At 68.7% G+C, this 15,723-nt stretch carries 18 protein-coding genes; 7 read left to right on the top strand and 11 right to left on the bottom strand.

The annotated features are described in order from the left end of the window. Positions 1-6: 6 nt before the first annotated feature. Positions 7-585 (bottom strand): hypothetical protein, encoded by a 579-nt coding sequence (locus tag ABZS29_RS06695; protein WP_355459183.1) that lies wholly within the window; start codon positions 583-585, stop codon positions 7-9. Between the two features lie 44 nt (positions 586-629). Beyond that, on the bottom strand, positions 630-1,433 hold the full coding sequence (gene proC, locus ABZS29_RS06700; RefSeq protein WP_355459184.1) for a pyrroline-5-carboxylate reductase: 804 nt from the start codon (positions 1,431-1,433) through the stop codon (positions 630-632). 103 nt (positions 1,434-1,536) lie between these two features. Between proC and ABZS29_RS06705 the strand changes: the two genes are divergently transcribed. Beyond that, on the top strand, positions 1,537-2,040 hold the full coding sequence (locus ABZS29_RS06705) for a hypothetical protein (RefSeq protein ID WP_355459186.1): 504 nt from the start codon (positions 1,537-1,539) through the stop codon (positions 2,038-2,040). Here the strand turns inward: ABZS29_RS06705 and ABZS29_RS06710 are convergent, their stop codons facing one another. Further along, positions 2,041-2,970 (bottom strand): proline dehydrogenase family protein, encoded by a 930-nt coding sequence (locus ABZS29_RS06710; RefSeq protein ID WP_355459188.1) that lies wholly within the window; start codon positions 2,968-2,970, stop codon positions 2,041-2,043. It lies immediately after the preceding gene. A gap of 163 nt (positions 2,971-3,133) precedes the next feature. Between ABZS29_RS06710 and ABZS29_RS06715 the strand changes: the two genes are divergently transcribed. From ABZS29_RS06715 to ABZS29_RS06730, 4 genes are all read left to right on the top strand, one after another. Next, entirely contained in the window at positions 3,134-4,168 is a 1,035-nt protein-coding gene (locus ABZS29_RS06715) for a DUF695 domain-containing protein (protein WP_355459189.1), read from the top strand. Between the two features lie 45 nt (positions 4,169-4,213). Next, a complete protein-coding gene (locus tag ABZS29_RS06720; protein WP_355459190.1) occupies positions 4,214-5,611 on the top strand; it encodes a M1 family metallopeptidase in 1,398 nt (465 codons plus the stop codon). A gap of 63 nt (positions 5,612-5,674) precedes the next feature. Then, positions 5,675-6,178, top strand: coding sequence for a SigE family RNA polymerase sigma factor (locus tag ABZS29_RS06725; protein ID WP_355459191.1), 504 nt, complete (start codon positions 5,675-5,677; stop codon positions 6,176-6,178). Between the two features lie 11 nt (positions 6,179-6,189). Continuing rightward, entirely contained in the window at positions 6,190-7,302 is a 1,113-nt protein-coding gene (locus tag ABZS29_RS06730) for a hypothetical protein (protein ID WP_355459192.1), read from the top strand. 40 nt (positions 7,303-7,342) lie between these two features. Here the strand turns inward: ABZS29_RS06730 and ABZS29_RS06735 are convergent, their stop codons facing one another. Genes ABZS29_RS06735 through ABZS29_RS06760 form a run of 6 tightly spaced genes read right to left on the bottom strand, consistent with a single transcriptional unit; the run spans position 7,343 to position 11,812 of the window. Then, entirely contained in the window at positions 7,343-8,068 is a 726-nt protein-coding gene (locus ABZS29_RS06735) for an ABC transporter permease (protein ID WP_355459194.1), read from the bottom strand. Next, complete coding sequence (locus ABZS29_RS06740; protein ID WP_355459195.1) at positions 8,065-8,787, bottom strand: ABC transporter ATP-binding protein; 723 nt, start codon at positions 8,785-8,787, stop codon at positions 8,065-8,067. Before ABZS29_RS06740 ends, ABZS29_RS06735 begins: the two co-directional genes overlap by 4 nt. A gap of 40 nt (positions 8,788-8,827) precedes the next feature. Then, positions 8,828-9,394 (bottom strand): HDIG domain-containing metalloprotein, encoded by a 567-nt coding sequence (locus tag ABZS29_RS06745; RefSeq protein ID WP_355459197.1) that lies wholly within the window; start codon positions 9,392-9,394, stop codon positions 8,828-8,830. Then, positions 9,391-10,008 carry a TetR family transcriptional regulator gene (locus ABZS29_RS06750; RefSeq protein ID WP_355459198.1) on the bottom strand — a complete coding sequence of 206 codons (618 nt, stop codon included), beginning with the start codon at positions 10,006-10,008 and terminating at the stop codon, positions 9,391-9,393. The genes ABZS29_RS06745 and ABZS29_RS06750 overlap by 4 nt, the downstream gene beginning before the upstream one ends. Beyond that, a complete protein-coding gene (locus ABZS29_RS06755; RefSeq protein WP_355459199.1) occupies positions 10,005-10,874 on the bottom strand; it encodes a sugar phosphate isomerase/epimerase family protein in 870 nt (289 codons plus the stop codon). Before ABZS29_RS06755 ends, ABZS29_RS06750 begins: the two co-directional genes overlap by 4 nt. Positions 10,875-10,879: 5 nt before the next feature. After that, entirely contained in the window at positions 10,880-11,812 is a 933-nt protein-coding gene (locus tag ABZS29_RS06760) for a Ppx/GppA phosphatase family protein (RefSeq protein ID WP_355459200.1), read from the bottom strand. An 87-nt stretch (positions 11,813-11,899) separates the two neighbouring features. Here ABZS29_RS06760 and ABZS29_RS06765 point away from each other — a divergent pair, with 87 nt between their 5' ends. Next, positions 11,900-12,643: a hypothetical protein gene (locus tag ABZS29_RS06765; RefSeq protein ID WP_355459202.1), complete on the top strand. Its 744-nt coding sequence runs from the start codon at positions 11,900-11,902 to the stop codon at positions 12,641-12,643. Here the strand turns inward: ABZS29_RS06765 and ABZS29_RS06770 are convergent. Next, a complete protein-coding gene (locus ABZS29_RS06770; RefSeq protein WP_355459204.1) occupies positions 12,636-13,574 on the bottom strand; it encodes an NAD-dependent epimerase/dehydratase family protein in 939 nt (312 codons plus the stop codon). The two genes, ABZS29_RS06765 and ABZS29_RS06770, sit on opposite strands and share 8 nt — an antisense overlap. Before the next feature lie 64 nt (positions 13,575-13,638). Between ABZS29_RS06770 and ABZS29_RS06775 the strand changes: the two genes are divergently transcribed. Then, positions 13,639-14,271, top strand: a complete 633-nt coding sequence (locus ABZS29_RS06775) for a VOC family protein (RefSeq protein WP_355459205.1) — start codon at positions 13,639-13,641, stop codon at positions 14,269-14,271. Here ABZS29_RS06775 and ABZS29_RS06780 read toward each other — a convergent pair. Beyond that, complete coding sequence (locus tag ABZS29_RS06780; RefSeq protein WP_355459207.1) at positions 14,268-15,701, bottom strand: wax ester/triacylglycerol synthase family O-acyltransferase; 1,434 nt, start codon at positions 15,699-15,701, stop codon at positions 14,268-14,270. The two genes, ABZS29_RS06775 and ABZS29_RS06780, sit on opposite strands and share 4 nt — an antisense overlap. Positions 15,702-15,723: the final 22 nt, after the last annotated feature.

Genomic DNA, 15,723 nt, shown 5'->3' on the forward strand with positions numbered 1-15,723 from the left:
AAATCGTCAGACCAGGTGCCAGCGCAGGAGGAAGGCGCCGATGGACAGCACCAGGTAGAGCAGCACGAGCAGGGCGCCGATGCCGGGGCGCGGGGTAGCGCGGCGGGCGGGGCGACCGGCGGCCTGGCGGCGCAGGGCTTCCATCACGGCGGCGACCTCGGCGGTGCGGTCGGTGGGGATGCCGTTGATCTCGTTCTCGTCCTTGTCGCGGGTGAGCACGACGTTGTCGTCGCCGACCTCGATCTTGTCCACGTCCTGCCAGGGCAGGCTGCGGATCAGCATGCTGGTGCGGGCCTTGAGGGCGGTCGGCGTCAGCATCACCCGGTACAGCACGACGCCGCCGGCGATCCGGACCACCGAGGCGCCGATGATCGTCAGCAGGAAGACCGCGAGGATGTCGCGGGCGCCCATCCAGAGCCACGAGTTCAGCGCCGGAATGGCGATGAACGGGATCACGAACAACGCCCAGGCCCACCACGGCGCGGGATCCAGCGGCACCCGCCACGGCAACTGCGGCAGCTCGGCCACCGGCTCCGGAGCAGGGCTCAGCTGCTCGGGGCTCTGCTGCTCCGAACGATTACCCATGGGCGGACCCTAGCCGATTCAGCACGCCAGTCGCACCGCAGGTGTTACTCGGCGGCGAGATCGCGCGAGCGATTGCGGGCCGCCTCGATCGCGGACAGGAACGCCGCGCGCACCTTGTGGTCCTCCAACTCCCGTACGGCGGCCGCCGTCGTACCGCCCGGTGACGTCACACGCTCGCGCAGCACGGTCGGGTGTTCACCGGTCTCCCGCAGCAGTTTGGCCGAGCCGAACAAGGTCTGGACGACCAGATCGGTCGCCGTGGTGCGCGGCAGGCCCATGTGGACGCCGGCCTCGATCATCGACTCGACCACGAAGAAGATGTACGCCGGTCCGGACCCGGAGATCGCGGTCACCGCGTCCTGCTGCTTCTCCGGCACCCGGACCACCCGGCCGGTCGCGGACAACAGTCCCTCGGCCAACGCCAGGTGGCTCTCGTCGCAGTGCGCGCCCCGGGAGATCGCGGCCATTCCCTCGTCGACGAGAGCCGGGGTGTTCGGCATCACGCGGACGACAGCAACGCCTTCGGGCAGCCGCGACTCGATGAAGCTGGTGGAGATCCCCGCGGCCAGCGACACCACGGTCTGCTCGGGCTTCACCACGGGAGCGATCTCGGCCAGCAGCTCCGGCATGTCCTGCGGCTTCACCACGAGCACCAGGGTGTCCGCCTTCGCGGCCGCGTCCAGGTTCGAGACGACCTCGACGCCGTACCGCTCGCGCAGCTCGGCCGCCCGCTCCGCGCGCCGCTCGGTGATCAGCAACTGCTCCGGTCGTCGCCCGGCCCGGATCAGCCCCGACAACAACGTCTCGCCCATCACACCGGCCCCGAGAATGGCCACCTGGTCTGTCATGCCCACACAGTACTGACGATCCGCCACGCACTCCGATCATTTGTCCACGGACAGGACATAGGATGTCCTCTCCGTCCCTCCGCCCCCGCGTAAGGAACCGCCCATGCGACTTCGTCGTACCTTCGCCCTCGCCGCCGCCGTGCTGCTCCCGCTCACCGTAGGCCTCACCGAAGCCACCGCCGTCCAGCCTCCCGCGCCCGTCTCGACGGTGATCACCGCCGACGACGACGCGGACGACGTCGAGACGACCGCATCCGACCTCACCCACCCGCTCCGGGCGACCAACTCCGGCCAGCCCAACTACCTGACCTGCCGGGACTACGGGTACGGGCTGGGTGAGCACTGCTTCCAATGGGAGGGCGATGTCTCATGGGTGCGGGACCTGGCAGAGAACGGGTGGGCGACGGTCTTCCACATCCAGACCAACTACGGCAAGGACCGGTACTGCCAGGCGCCGAGCAAGGCCGATGGCTGGGGTTACTGCAACTACGACCACCGGGAAGGCAAGTGCGTTCGCTGGCGCCTCTACGAGCTGAAGGACGGCGTCACGCGCAACGGCACCCTGTTCAGCCCGTGGTACGGGACCGAGTACGGCTCGCCGTGCTGATTACTTCTTGCTGATCAGCGAGCGCGCGAAGAACTGCAGGTTGGCGGGGCGCTCGGCCAGGCGACGGACCAGGTATCCGTACCAGTCCTCGCCGTACGGGATGTAGATGCGCATGGTGTGGCCGAGACCCGCCAGCCGAAGCTGCTCCTCGGGGCGGATGCCGAACAGCATCTGGTACTCGAAGCTGCCAGGGAGGCGGTTGGCGCGGTCGGCGAGCGAGCCGGCGATCGCGATCAGCCGCGGGTCGTGCGAGGCGATCATCGGGTAGCCGGCGCCGTTCATCAGGATCTTCAGCGCGCGGACGTAAGCCTTGTCCACCTGGCGCTTGTCCTGGAACGCGACCGACTCCGGCTCCTTGTAGGCGCCCTTGCACAGCCGCACCCGGGAGCCGGCGTGCGCGAGGTCGCGGCAGTCGGCCTCGGTCCGGCGCAGGTAGGCCTGCAGCACCGCACCGGTCTCCGGGAAGTCCTGGCGCAGCTCGCGCAGGATGCCCAGCGTGGAGTCGGTGGTGGTGTGGTCTTCCATGTCCAGCGTCACCGTGGTCCCGGCGTTGCGGGCGGCGTGGCAGATCGTCCGGGCGTTCTCGAGAGCGATCTTCTCGCCGTCACCGGGCAGCGCCTGGCCGACGGCGGACAGCTTGACCGACACCTCGGCGTTCTTGGTCAGGCCGGCTTCGGAGAGCTTGCGGAGGAGCTCGAGATACGCCTCGACCGTCGCGGTCGCCGCGGACAGGTCGGTGACGTCCTCGCCGAGGTGGTCGAGCGTGACGTTCAGGCCGTTCGCGACCAGCTTCTCGGTGGCCAGCACGGCCTCCGGAGCGGTCTCACCCGCCACGAACCGCGACACGATGCCACTGGAGACCGGCATGGCCGACACGGCCTTCTTGATCTGGGGGCTGCGGGACATGCCCAGCAGGACTCGCCGAAGCACTTCTGTTCTCCTCCTCAAGCCACCCGGCCCCGTATGCCAGTGGTGTCTGCAGGTTACGCGCCTGAACCGGACGCTCCATAATCCTGTGTCCGGGACCACACCAGTGGCGTACTGGTTTGCTCACGGAGTGTGGTCGCTCCCTCGGCGAGGGAGGATAGGACGTATGCCCATCTTCAAGCGTCGCAAGACGGCCGTCGCGGAGGCCGACCCGATCGGCGCGTTCTGGACCTGGTGGACCTCGACCGGCGCGACGCTCGTCGCCGACGCGATCGCCCGGAAGGAACCCGCCGACATCGGCGCGACGCTGAGTGAATGGGTGAACCGCATCCACCCCGAGCTCGACTGGGAGCTCGGGCCCGGGCTGCACGCCAAGCACGCCCTCATCGTCACCGCGGCCGGCAACCCCAGCCGCCGCGCGACTGCCCGCCGCTGGCTCCGCTCGGCACCTGCCTCGGACCACCTCTGGGAGTACGCCGACCTCCGGCGGCCGGGGCCGATCAGCACGATCCAGTTCGAGGGGCTGCCCGCCGTACCGATCGAGGAGGCGGTCGTCGAAGTCGACCCGGACGCGTCGGCGATCCACGTCGGTGTCTACCACCCGGCGTTCCCCAAACTCCCGGTCGAGGTGCGGCAGCGGGTCACGTTCCTGATCCTCGACCTCGTGCTCGGTGAGGAGATGGTCGAGACCTGGATCGGCGCCATCGACACCCTCGACACCCCACCCGCCGACGCCCGACCGATCGGCGCGCTGCTCCCCGCCGTCGCCGGCTTCGCCGCCGAACACACCCTCGAGGACGGCAGCCCCGCCTGGAAGATGCTGGAAGGTACCCGCGACGGCCACCGCCTGATCGCCACCGCCGAATACCCGCTGCGCTCCATCCGCCGTCCGCACCTCGACACCCACGTCGAGATCTCCATCGGCTACCCCGTCGTCCGCGAAGACGGCCTCCCCGAGTCCGACATGCTCGACGAACTCCGCGCCTTCGAAGACCACCTCACCGACCGCCTCGGCGGCTCCGGCAACCTGCTGGCCCACGAAACCTCCGCCGGCACCCGCCTCCTGCACTACTACACCGACGGCACCACCCCCGCCGCCGCCCAACTCGAAGCCGCCACCCCCGGCTGGCCCCACGGCAAGGTGACCGTCACCACCACCAAAGACCCAGCCTGGGACAACGTCTCCCACCTGTCCGGCTGACGTCGCTTAGGCTGCTGGGGCCGATCCGGAAACGTAGGAGGACTTGTGGGACGTCGTCGGGGGTTGCTGGCGGTCATCTTGGCGTTGGGGTTGGTGGGGGCGGGGAGCCTGCCTGCTGATGCTGCGTCGGTGTTCTCGCCGGGTGCGGCGGGGGCTGGGGATCCGTACTTCCCGGACATGGGGAACGGCGGGTACGACGTCGGCCACTACGACATCAACCTCGCGTTCGACCCGAAGACCAAGGCGATCAGCGCGACGACGACCGTGACAGCCCGGGCCACGCAGAACCTCTCGCGGTTCAACCTCGACTTCCAGGGGCCGTTGAAGATCAGCAGGCTGACGGTCAACGGGCGACCGGCGGCCTTCACGCGCACCGGCGCGCAGGAGCTGGTGATCACGCCGGCAAAGGGCTTGCGGCGTGGGACTCCCTTCAAGGTCTCGGTCTCGTACGCCGGTGTCCCGCAGAAGATCGATGATCCGGCACTCGGGATCTCCGGCTGGGCGGCGACGAAGGACGGCGCGGTGGCGCTGAACCAGCCGATCGGGGCGGCGACCTACTACCCGGTGAACGACACGACGGCGGACAAGGCGACGTACAGCCAGACCGTCACCGTGCCGACCGGTCTGACCGTGCTGGCCAACGGCGAGCCCGGCCCGACGACCAAGCAGCACGGGAAGACCACGTTCCGGTGGCGGATGAACAAGCCGATGGCCAGCGAGCTCAGCATGCTTGCGATCGGCAACTACAACGTCACGCACGGCCGCCTCAAGGACAAGCGCCAGAACATCACCGCGATCGGCAAGTCGATCGACACCAAGGCCGGCCAGGGTGCGCTGTTCAACCGGACCACCGCTCAGATCGTCGAGTGGGAGGCGTCGTTGTACGGGCGGTACCCGTTCGACTCGACCGGGGGCATCATCGCGGACGTCGGCGTTCACTACGCCCTGGAGACGCAGGGCCGCCCCGTCTACGACCAGCGCAGCAGCAATGTCAGCGGCGGACTGCTCGCGCACGAGCTCGGGCACCAGTGGTTCGGGGACAGCCTGACGCCGATCCGCTGGTCGGACATCTGGCTCAACGAAGGCTTCGCCACCTACTCGGAGTGGCTGTACCAGGAGAAGTTCAAGGGCGTCCCGGCGCAGAAGAGCTTCGAGGAGGCGTATGCCGGCGAGGACAACTGGACCGGCAAGGTGGCCGACCCGGGCCGCGACCAGATCTTCGACGACCTCGTCTACACCCGCGGCGCGATGACACTGCACGCGCTGCGGCTGAAGATCGGCGACCGGGCCTTCTTCCAGCTGCTCAAGCAGTGGCCGACCGCCCACCGGCACGGCAACGTCTCGACCCAGACCTTCATCCGGTACGTCGAGCGGCTGACGCACCGCGATCTGAGCAGCTTCTTCCAGACCTGGGTCTACCAGCCGGGAAAGCCCACGCTCTAGGCATGCAACCCGGCTCACCGGGCTTTCCGTCTTGAGGGGGACATTGGAGAGTGGGAGGCGCGGATGAGCGAGCGGGACCAGGCGTTCGTCGAGTTCGTCGAGACGGCCAATCCGTCGCTGCGAAGAACGGCGTACCTGATCAGTGGGGACCGGCACAAGGCTGACGACATCGTGCAGGACGCGCTGTACAAGCTGTACCTGCACTGGCCGAAGATCAATCGGGTCGGCAATCCGTTCGCGTACGCACGGCGGATGGTCGTCAACGCCGCGTACGACGGCGGCCGGCGACCGTGGCGACGGGAACACTCGATCGCCGACGTACCGGACCAGCCCGTCGCGACGGACTTCGCCTCCGGGCACGCGGACCGCGACGAAGTGCTGGCCGCCCTGCGCACGCTCGCGCCCCGGCAACGCGCCTGCGTGGTCCTGCGCTACTACGAGGACCTGTCGGTCGAGCAGACCGCCGAGGTGCTCGGCTGCTCCGAAGGCACGGTCAAGAGTCAGGCCGCCCGTGGCCTCGAAACTCTCCGCAAAGCCATGAACCGGCGACCGAGCCCGGCGCTGTGAAGGAGGACCTCATGTACAACGATCCCGAAGTCAGCGCTGAACTGCACCGCCTCGCCGAAGCCGAGCCGCTGCCCGACTTCGACACCAACGCAGTCCTCACCCGAGGCCATCGCGGCCTTCTCCGCCGCCGGCTTCTCGGCGCGGGCGGCGCTGTCGCCGGTGTCGCGGCCATCGCGCTGGCAGCGAGCCTCCTACCCACCATCAGCTCCGCGAAGCAGGACCCTGGCGTGGCGGGCACCGAGAACTCACAGTTCGAAGCGGTCCCCGGCGTACCGCGCGGTGAGGACGGCGCCGGACAGCGGATCGACAAGGCCGAGGCCAAGCGACGCTGCGCGCTGCGTTACCCGGGCGCCACTGGAGACCTGGCGGCCAAGGAGTTGCGGTCCGTTCGCACCCTGATGTACGACTTCCGGCCCACCTCGGCGGACAAGGGCGGGCGGAGCGTCACCATCGGCCCGGACGGCAAGAAGGGAGGTCCGCTCTTCAGCTGCACCGTTCCCGGCGGGGACAAGCCCTCGGCTGCCCTGGTGGCCGCCGCCGAGGCGGACCCGTTGCCGAAGACAACAGCCGGCCAGCTCCGGAACTGCTCGGTGGCTGCCTGGACGGACATGACCAAGTGGAATGTCGTGGCGGCCGAACGGCTGGACACGAGCAACCTGAAGAACTATCGCGGATTCAGCCGCGCGCAGCTCGTCGCCGTCTCACCCTCGGGACGAACGGCGATCGCCTGCGAGCTGCCGCAACGGGACATGCCGCCCAGTGGCTTCGGCTGGGGAGTCTTCGCGCTGAAGCTCGACGACCTCGGCACGGACACGCCCCACATGGAGTGGCCGGACGGACACAAGGGCACGGATATCGCCACGATCATCGGTGAAGGCACCGACTGCGAGGGAACGGTCTGCGGCAAGTCGATCCCGACCGGCTGGGGCCGGACCTCCGTGGACGCGGCCAAGATCGTCGTCCAGATCGGGACCGGGCCGAAGTTCGACGTACCGGTCAAGGACGGCTGGTTCGCCTTCGCGAAGTTCGACCAGAAGTCGCACGACGACAAGACCGACCACCTGACCGTCCGCGCCTATGACAAGGACGGGAAGCTGCTCAGCAAGATCTACCCGGAGCGCTAATCCACGACGCCGGCCCGGAACCACCCGGGCCGGCGTTTTTCTATGCGGTACGGCGTCTCAGCGTCGCGGCGCCGAGTCCGAGCGCGGCGAGGATGAAGGCCGCGACAACGAGCAGGTCTCCAACCGGACTGTTGCCTTGAGCAACTCCCACGACGGCGTCGACGGCATAGGACAAGGGCAGGACAGTGCTCACGGCATGCAGTACGCCGGGCAGGTGGTCACGGGGAAGCAGCAGACCGCACAGCAGCAGCTGCGGGATCATCACGGCCGGCATCAGTTGGACCGCCTGGAACTCGGTGGCGGCGAAGGCGCTCGCGAACAGGCCGAGCGCCGTACCGAGGACGCCGTCCAGAACTGCGACGACGCCGAGTTGCCAGGCGGCGCCCTGGATGTCCAGATCCAAGGCATACAAGGCGATCGAGACCACCACGAGAGCCTGTACGACGGCGATCAGCGCGAAGGCGAGAGCGTAGCCGAGCAGGAAGTCGAGCTTGCCCATCGGCAGCGTGAACAGCCGCGAGAGCGTGCCGCTCGACCGTTCGCGCAGGGTCGCCACCGACGTCACGATGAACATGATGATCGACGGGAAGACCGCCAGGAGCGGACCGCCGACGCGGTCGAAGGTGGTCGGCGAGTCGATGAACATCCACCACATCAACGTGACCAGCAGCGCCGGCATCACGATCAGCATGGCGACCGTGCGGTGATCGCGGCGCAGTTGGGACAGCACTCGTCCCGCAACAGCGAACGTCACTCGTAGCGTCATCGCGCCTCCGCCTTCCGGTCGATCAAGGTCAGGAACGCCTGCTCGATGTCCTCCGTGCCGACCGCCGCCAGCAATGCCTGTGGCGTGTCGTCGGCGAGCAGTTCACCGTCGCGCATCAGCAACAACCGATCACAGCGCACCGCCTCGTCCATCACGTGACTCGAGACGAGCAGCGTCACCCCGTCGGCCGCCAGCCGATGGAACAGTTCCCAGAGATCGCGCCGCAGTACCGGATCCAGCCCGACTGTCGGCTCATCCAGCACCAGCAACTCCGGCGTTCCCAGCAGCGCAGCCGCCAGCGAAGCCCGCGACCGCTGCCCGCCGGACAACCGATCCACCCGTACGTCGGCATGCGAGCCAAGGTCCACCGCATCGACAACCCGCGCGACGTCCGAGGCCGGAGCTCCGAGCACGGCCGCGAAGAAGCGCAGGTTTTCGACGACTGTCAGATCGCCGTAGACGCTGGGTTCCTGCGTCACGTACCCGATCCGCGACCGCAGCCCGGCAGCGCCGGCCGGGGAACCGAGCACCGACACCGAGCCCGAGACACGGGCCTGCAGCCCCACGATCGCGCGGATCAGCGTCGTCTTCCCGCAGCCCGAAGGCCCCAGCAGCCCGGTCACCGACCCGGTCCGCAGATCGAAGCTCAGCCCGCGCAAGACCTCCCGCTCGCCGCGCACCACCGCGACGTCCCGGCAACTCACCGCGTTTTTCACCATGTGATGAATTAACCCACCACGAAGGCCCGGTGGCAAGACCTCAGACCACGGCGTGTCCGGTAGCGGCGCTCAGCCCGTCGAGCGCGGGGTCGCCGTACCGGCGGCGGAGGTCCGCGAAGGTGGCCGCCTTGTCGGCGCCCCAGCGGCTGACGATCACCTCGTAGCTGTCGCCGCTCACGAAGACCGGCGGGGTCCGCTTGCTGTGGAACTTGTCGGCGTACATGACCAGCTCCTCCTCGCGCGTCCGCGGTACGTAGTCCGCCACCGGAATCGGCAGCTCCTGACGCAGTACGTCGTCCCGCGTGATCCCGACACCGGTGTGACACGACGCGAACCGGCAGATCTGCTCGGGAAACCCCAGTCCAGCAAGGGTTTCGTGGCCGAGGACGCCGTGCCGGATGTACGGCGTACCGGCGACGCGGTAGACACCGACATCATGCAGCAGCGCACCGGCGCGGACGAGATCGGTGTCGACGTCCAGCCCGGCGAAGAGCTGCTCGGCCAGCGTGCAGACGATCTGGCAATGCGTGGAGACCGACTCGAAGGCAGCTCGGGTCGGCGCCATGTCTCGGTGAATCGCGAGGATCTCGCGGTCGGTCGGGATCACCCGGTGAGGTGGTGCTGAAGAACGGGTGCGAGGCGGTCAATCAGAGTCTGCAGGTCGGTCGAGGCGACCGGCTCCAGCTCGATCAGGTAGCGGACCATCGCCAGGCCCATCAACTGCGACGCGACCAGGCTGACTCGCAGCGCCGCGTCGGGCACGTCCAGTGCCGTGGAGACCGGCTGCAGGATGAGCTGGGTGATCCCTTCGCGCATCAGCCGCGCGACCTCCGCACTCCCCGCGACACTGCGGACGATCGCTCGCATCCGCTGCTGCCCGTCCGGCGATTCCCACACCCCGAGGAACACGGTCGCGATCCGGCGGCCGAGCTCGTCGCGCGGCCCCTCGACGACGGTGCCGGCGATCTGGCGCGGGTCGACCGGCAACGCCATCGCCTCGATGAACAGCTCGTCTTTGCTGTCGAAGTAGTGGTGTACCAGCGCCGCGTCCACCCCGGCCTCGCGGGCGACCGCGCGGATCGAGGTGGCGGTGAATCCCTTGTCCGCAAAGGTTTTCCGGGCCGCGTCGAGGATCTCACCGCGGGTGTCCGGTCCGCCGGGACGGCGCCCGGAACGACCGGGCCGGGCCGCGGGCGCCTCCGCCGTACGGCGGGGAGTCACGGAGTGAGCTCCGAGATCTCCCCCTCCGGGGTGACGGCGAACGAGGAGCGACGCGACCCCCGAATGCCGTGCTTGTCCGAAATGAAGTGCTTCCGGGTGAACTCGAGCGACTCGATCAGATCGACCTCACGCTCGGCCCGGCTGGTCGCGCGCCGGGTGTTGATCTCGATGATGATGTGCCCGCGGAAGTCCTGGTTCGCCAGCGTGGCCAGCAGGTCGGCGGCGCGTTGGGTGCCGCGGCCGGGGACCAGGTGCTCGTCCTTGGCCGATCCGGTGCCGTCGGTGAGGTGGATGTGCTTGAGCGTCCGGCCCATCGCCTCGGCGAGCTCGACGCAGTCCTGCTCGGCGGTCGACGAGTGCGACAGGTCGAGAGTGGTGTGCGCGTAGGTCTGCTCGGTCGGGTCCCAGCTCGGCGCGTACGCCTGCAGGCCCTTGCCGGGCGCACGCCACGGGTACATGTTCTCGACCGCGAAGATCACGCCGGTCTCGTCCTCGAGCCGCGCGATCCCGTCGACGAAGCCGCGGGCGTAGTCGCGCTGCCAGCGGAACGGCGGGTGCACGACGACGACATCCGCGCCGAGGTCCTTGGCGGCGGCAGCGGACCGCTCCAGCTTCTCCCACGGATCGGTCCCCCAGACCCGCTGGGTGATCAGCAGGCAGGGTGCGTGGATCGCGAGCACAGGCAGTTGGTGGTAGTCGACGAGCCGCTGGATGGCGTCGATCTGGGTGCTCAGCGGGTCGATCCCGACCATCACCTCGACGCCGTCGTACCCGAGGCGGGAGGCCAGCTCGAAGCAGCTCGCGGTGGTCTCGGGGTAGACCGAGGCGGTCGACAGGCCGATCTTGGCGGCGGTGTTCGCGGGCATCGGGCTCACCGGGGCTGCAGCTGGTCGAGCTGGGACAGAATGACGCCCTCCCGCAGGGCCCACGGGCAGACCTCGAGTGCGGACAGATCGAACAGATCCATGACGGCGTCCGCGACCAGCGCGCCGGCGACCAGCTGCGACGAGCGACCGGCGGAGACGCCGGGCAGCTCGGCCCGCTCGGCCGCCGACATCTTGATCAGCTTCGGTGTCCACTCGGCGAGATCGTCGCGGTTCAGCGTGCGCGGTACGTACGGACCGTCGTCGGACGGCGCCGCACCACAGATCCGGGCCAGCGACCGGAAGGTCTTGCTGGTCGCCACCGCCCGCTGCGGCTTGCCGGCCCGCAGGACGCCACCGGCGACCGCGGCCATCTCCATCCGGATCCGCTTCCGCAGCGCCTTGACCTCGTCCTTGTCCGGCGGGTCCTGGTGGACACCCTCACGGGTCAGCCGGCCGGCGCCGAGCGGCACCGACACCGCGACCGTCGGCTCCTCGTCCGACCCGGCCGCGATCTCCAGGGATCCGCCGCCGATGTCGAACACCGCGAGCCGGCCGGACGACCAGCCGAACCAGCGCCGTACCGCGAGAAAGGTCAGCCGCGCCTCGTCCACGCCGCTCAGCACCTGCAGGTCGACCGAAGCCTCCGAGCGCACCCGCGCCAGCACCTTCTCGCCGTTCGGCGCCTCGCGCAGCGCGGAGGTCGCGAACGCGAGCACCGACTCGCAGCCCTTGTCCTCGGCCAGCTCCGCGGCGCCGGCGATGAACGCCACCAGCTCGTCGGCGCCCGCGTCGGCGATCTTGCCGTTCTTGTCCAGGTGCTCGGCCAGCCGCAGCTCGGTCTTGTGCGAGTACGCCGGCAGCGGCGCGGCACCGCGGTGCGCGTCCACCACGAGCAGGTGGACGGTGTTGGAACCTACGTCGAGTACGCCGAGCCGCATACCCAACAAACTACTCGACCCGGGGCGTAACAGTTGTTTCGGAGTTGCCGTTCGCAGATCTCACAGCTGGGCGCGTACGCTGCACGGGTGCCTGAGGTTTCTCTTGATTTTCCCCGTGCGTGGGTGGAGTTCACCGATCCTGACGACCCGGATCAGGTGTTCCGCTGCGACCTGACCTGGCTGACGTCGAACTGGACCTGCATCTTCGGCGGTGGGTGCGCCGGGATCTACAAGGGCCGGCCGAACGACGGCTGCTGCACGCTCGGCGCGCACTTCTCCGACGACGAGGACGAGAACCGGGTCAAGGCGTATGTGAAGGAGCTGGGCAAGGAGGACTGGCAGTTCCGCAAGGAGGGCAAGCGGAACGGCTGGGTCGAGACCGACGACGAGGGCGACCGGAAGACCCGCGTCTTCGACGGTGCCTGCATCTTCCTGAACCGCCCCGGCTTCAACGGCGGCATGGGCGGCTGCGCGCTGCACGGCCTGGCCCTGAAGAAGGGCGTGCACTTCGTCGAGACCAAGCCCGACGTCTGCTGGCAGCTGCCGATCCGCCGGACGTTCCGCGAGGTGGAGCGCCCGGACGGTACGACGTACACGGAGGTCGGCATCGGTGAGTACGACCGGCGCGGCTGGGGCCCGGGCGGTCACGACCTGAACTGGTACTGCACGGGGAACACCGAGGCGCATATCGGCGTCGAGGCGGTCTTCGAGTCGAGCAAGGTCGAGCTGCAGACCCTGATGGGCCTGAAGGCGTACGACGTCCTCGCCGAGCTCTGCAAGCAGCGGCTCGAAGCGGCCAGGCCGATCCTGCCGCACCCTGCGTCTAAGTGATCTGCAGCCGGCTGATCGCTTCGAGAGTGGCCTCCAGCGCGGTGTAGCGCGGCCGGAAGCCGAGCAGCCGGGCGGCCTTCTCCATCGAGCAGTGCGGGCTGTGCGCGATGTGGTCGTAGGTGATCTGGGCGTCCTGTTCGGAGACGCCCTCCTTCCACTGCTCGAACGGCAGGAACCGCAGCCGCACCTCCTGCCCGAACCACGCCGCCACGGCCTCGGCGTACCCGCGTAGGGTCATCGCTCCGTCGGCCACCGCGTGGAAGCTCTCCCCCACGGCTGCGGACCGATTGGTCAGGGCCGCCAGGAAGACTCCGGCCACATCGGCCGCATGCACGTGCTGGACCGTCTCCAAGCCGAGGTTCGGCAGCACCAGCTCCTCACCGTGAGCGAGCTTCTCGTACACGGCCAGGTCGAGGTTGCCGGCCGGGTTCACCGGCGCCCAGCCAGGCCCGGTGATGTGACCGGGATGGACGATCGTGGTCGGCACTCCGCCGCGGCGGGACTGGTCGAGCAGGTAGGTCTCGATCGCCGCCTTCTGGATGCCGTAGTCGCCGAAAGGCGCTCGGGGCGCGTCCTCGCGGGTCGGTACGGTCGCGCTCGGGCCGTGCACCCAGATCGTGCCGCAGTGCAGCAGGTGGTGCACCTTGCCGCGGAGGGCCTCGACGAGCTGCCGGGCGCTGTCCGGGGTGAAGCAGATCAGGTCGATGACCACGTCCGGCGCCAGCGCGGCGACCCGGTCCCCGAAGGTCCCGGCGCTCTCTTCGGCTGTGCGGTCCGCCGTGACCAGCTCGACCCGGGACCACGCCCCGTCCTGCTGGTACGGCGTACGGCCGCCGCGGGTGAGCACTGTGACCTGGTGACCGCGGCGAACCAGCTCCGGGACCAGGTAGGTGCCAATGTGTCCGGTGCCTCCGATGACAACGATCTGCATGACATCGACCCTAACGACACGCAGATGCGCACCCAACCGGGTTGTTTGGGGCCAGAATGCTGGCATGCGTCTGGATCATCTGTCGTACGCAGCCGGCCCCGACGGGTGCCTGGCGACTGTCGAGCGACTGTCCGCGCTGCTCGGTGCGGAGTTCGTCGACGGGGGTGTGCACCCGCGGTTCGGGACGATCAACTACATCCTGCCGCTGGAGAACGACCGGTACATCGAGGTCGTCGACGTCCTCGACCACCCGGCCTCCGACAAGGCGCCGTTCGGTCAGGCGGTCCGGGCCCGCAAGGAGCTCGGCGGCGGCTGGCTCGGCTGGGTGGTCGCGATCCGCGACATGCCCCGGATGGAGCGCCGGCTCGGCCGCGAGTCCGTCCCCGGCAACCGGCACCGTCCCGACGGCGTGAACCTGACCTGGCGCCAGATCGGTGTCAAAGGCCTGATCGCCGACCCGCAGCTCCCCTTCTTCATCCACTGGGACGACCTCACCCAGCACCCCTCGGTCGGCGGCAAGGACCTCCGCCTGACCGCCCTCGAGATCGCCGGCGACCCGCTCCGCGTCACCGACTGGATCGGCCACCCCGCCGACCACCTCCTCGACGACCTCGACGTCCAGTGGGCCGGCCCGAACGGTCAGCCCGGCCTGATCGCCGCCCACTTCCAAACTCCGAACGGCGTCGTACGGATCTAGTGGATGTCCTCGAGCTCGGCGAGTGACGTCTCGAGGTGTCCGAGGAGCCGTTGCAGGTGCGGGACGGTACGGCGGCATCCCACCAGGCCGAAGTGCAGCTGATGGTCGTAGCTGGTGACGCTGATGTTGAGCGCCTGGCCGTTCATCACGATGCTCGCCGGGTACATGCCGAGCAGGCGAGAGCGGTTCCAGTACAGCGGACTCTCGGCCGGGCCGGGCACGTTGGAGATGACCAGGTTGTACGGCGGGTTGGTGAGGCCGGCGACACCCGGTAGCACCGCGGGGGGACCGGCGACGGCGAAGCCGAGTGCGCCGACCAGCAGGTTCTGCAGCGGACTGAGCTCGGACAGGACACCCTTGCTGTACGACGTCGAGGCCGTGATCCGCTTGATCCGGCGCTCGGGGTCGGCCTCGTCGGTCGCCAGGTCCGCGATCAGTGTGGACAACGCGTTGCCACCGCCGGGCGCATCGTCCTTGCCGCGCAACGACACCGGCACCATGGCCGTCAAGGCCTTGTCAGGTAAGGCGTTCTGCTCGATCAAATAGTTGCGCAAGGCACCTGAACACATCGCGAGCAGTACGTCGTTCAGCGTGGCGCCGGTGATCACGCGAACCTTCTCCAGCCGCTCGATCGGCCAGGACTGCGCGGCGAATCGCCGTGCACCGGTGATCGACTGGTTGAAGATCGTCCGGGGTGCCTGGAACGCCACGGACGAGTGCTCGTGCAACAAACTCTTCAGTCCGACGGGCGTGAGCCCAGCGACATTCGCCAGCACCTTCCCGACATCACCTACGGTGCGGACAGCACGACCCGGCGTACGGCCCACGGCGGCCAGCAATTCGGTGGCAGTAGGAACTCCGCCGCCGCTCCTCGCGCCAGACGCCTTCGCCGGCAGCGCGTAGGTGGCCGGCATTCCCGCCCGCGTCGGATCCGTGGTGAGCGTGTCCTGCATCCAGCGGAGCGCCGTCACACCGTCGATCATCGAGTGGTGCATCTTGCTGTAGAGGCCGAACCGGCGCCCCTCGATGCCCTCGATCAGGTGCATCTCCCACAGCGGCCGGTGCCGATCCAGCAACGTGCCGTGCAGTCGGCTGGTCAGCTCGAACAGCTCACGGAACCGCCCCGGCCGCGCCAGCGCGGACAGCCGGACGTGGTACTCGAGATCGATCTCGGCATCCTGCTCCCAGGACCAGTAGCCGAGGTCGAGCGCGCGGTTCCGGACCCGCCGGGAGAAGAGCGGATTCACCTCGGGCGCGGCCAGGATGTCCTGGTACAGCCGGGAGACGAACTCCCGCGACCCCTCCGGAAAAACCTGATCGCGACCGGCGCCTTCCGGCAACTCGAAGAGCATCAGCCCGCCGACATGCATCGGCTGCTCCCGGCTCTCCCCGAGCAGGAACATCGCATCGAGTGGTCCCACCGCGGTCATTGCGCCTCCGCTCGCCGTCTAT

Source organism: Kribbella sp. NPDC005582 (assembly GCF_040605415.1).
In the GTDB taxonomy this organism is placed as follows: Bacteria; Actinomycetota; Actinomycetes; order Propionibacteriales; family Kribbellaceae; genus Kribbella.

Excerpts from the sequence above, each read along its gene's own strand:
- proC (WP_355459184.1), bottom strand. The coding sequence starts at position 1,433 with ATGACAGACCAGGTGGCCATTCTCGGGGCCGGTGTGATGGGCGAGACG.
- ABZS29_RS06735 (WP_355459194.1), bottom strand. The coding sequence starts at position 8,068 with ATGACGCTACGAGTGACGTTCGCTGTTGCGGGACGAGTGCTGTCCCAA.
- ABZS29_RS06780 (WP_355459207.1), bottom strand. The coding sequence starts at position 15,701 with ATGACCGCGGTGGGACCACTCGATGCGATGTTCCTGCTCGGGGAGAGC.
- ABZS29_RS06740 (WP_355459195.1), bottom strand. The coding sequence starts at position 8,787 with ATGGTGAAAAACGCGGTGAGTTGCCGGGACGTCGCGGTGGTGCGCGGC.
- ABZS29_RS06725 (WP_355459191.1), top strand. The coding sequence starts at position 5,675 with ATGAGCGAGCGGGACCAGGCGTTCGTCGAGTTCGTCGAGACGGCCAAT.
- ABZS29_RS06705 (WP_355459186.1), top strand. The coding sequence starts at position 1,537 with ATGCGACTTCGTCGTACCTTCGCCCTCGCCGCCGCCGTGCTGCTCCCG.
- ABZS29_RS06730 (WP_355459192.1), top strand. The coding sequence starts at position 6,190 with ATGTACAACGATCCCGAAGTCAGCGCTGAACTGCACCGCCTCGCCGAA.
- ABZS29_RS06775 (WP_355459205.1), top strand. The coding sequence starts at position 13,639 with ATGCGTCTGGATCATCTGTCGTACGCAGCCGGCCCCGACGGGTGCCTG.
- ABZS29_RS06755 (WP_355459199.1), bottom strand. The coding sequence starts at position 10,874 with ATGCCCGCGAACACCGCCGCCAAGATCGGCCTGTCGACCGCCTCGGTC.
- ABZS29_RS06760 (WP_355459200.1), bottom strand. The coding sequence starts at position 11,812 with ATGCGGCTCGGCGTACTCGACGTAGGTTCCAACACCGTCCACCTGCTC.
- ABZS29_RS06770 (WP_355459204.1), bottom strand. The coding sequence starts at position 13,574 with ATGCAGATCGTTGTCATCGGAGGCACCGGACACATTGGCACCTACCTG.
- ABZS29_RS06695 (WP_355459183.1), bottom strand. The coding sequence starts at position 585 with ATGGGTAATCGTTCGGAGCAGCAGAGCCCCGAGCAGCTGAGCCCTGCT.
- ABZS29_RS06715 (WP_355459189.1), top strand. The coding sequence starts at position 3,134 with ATGCCCATCTTCAAGCGTCGCAAGACGGCCGTCGCGGAGGCCGACCCG.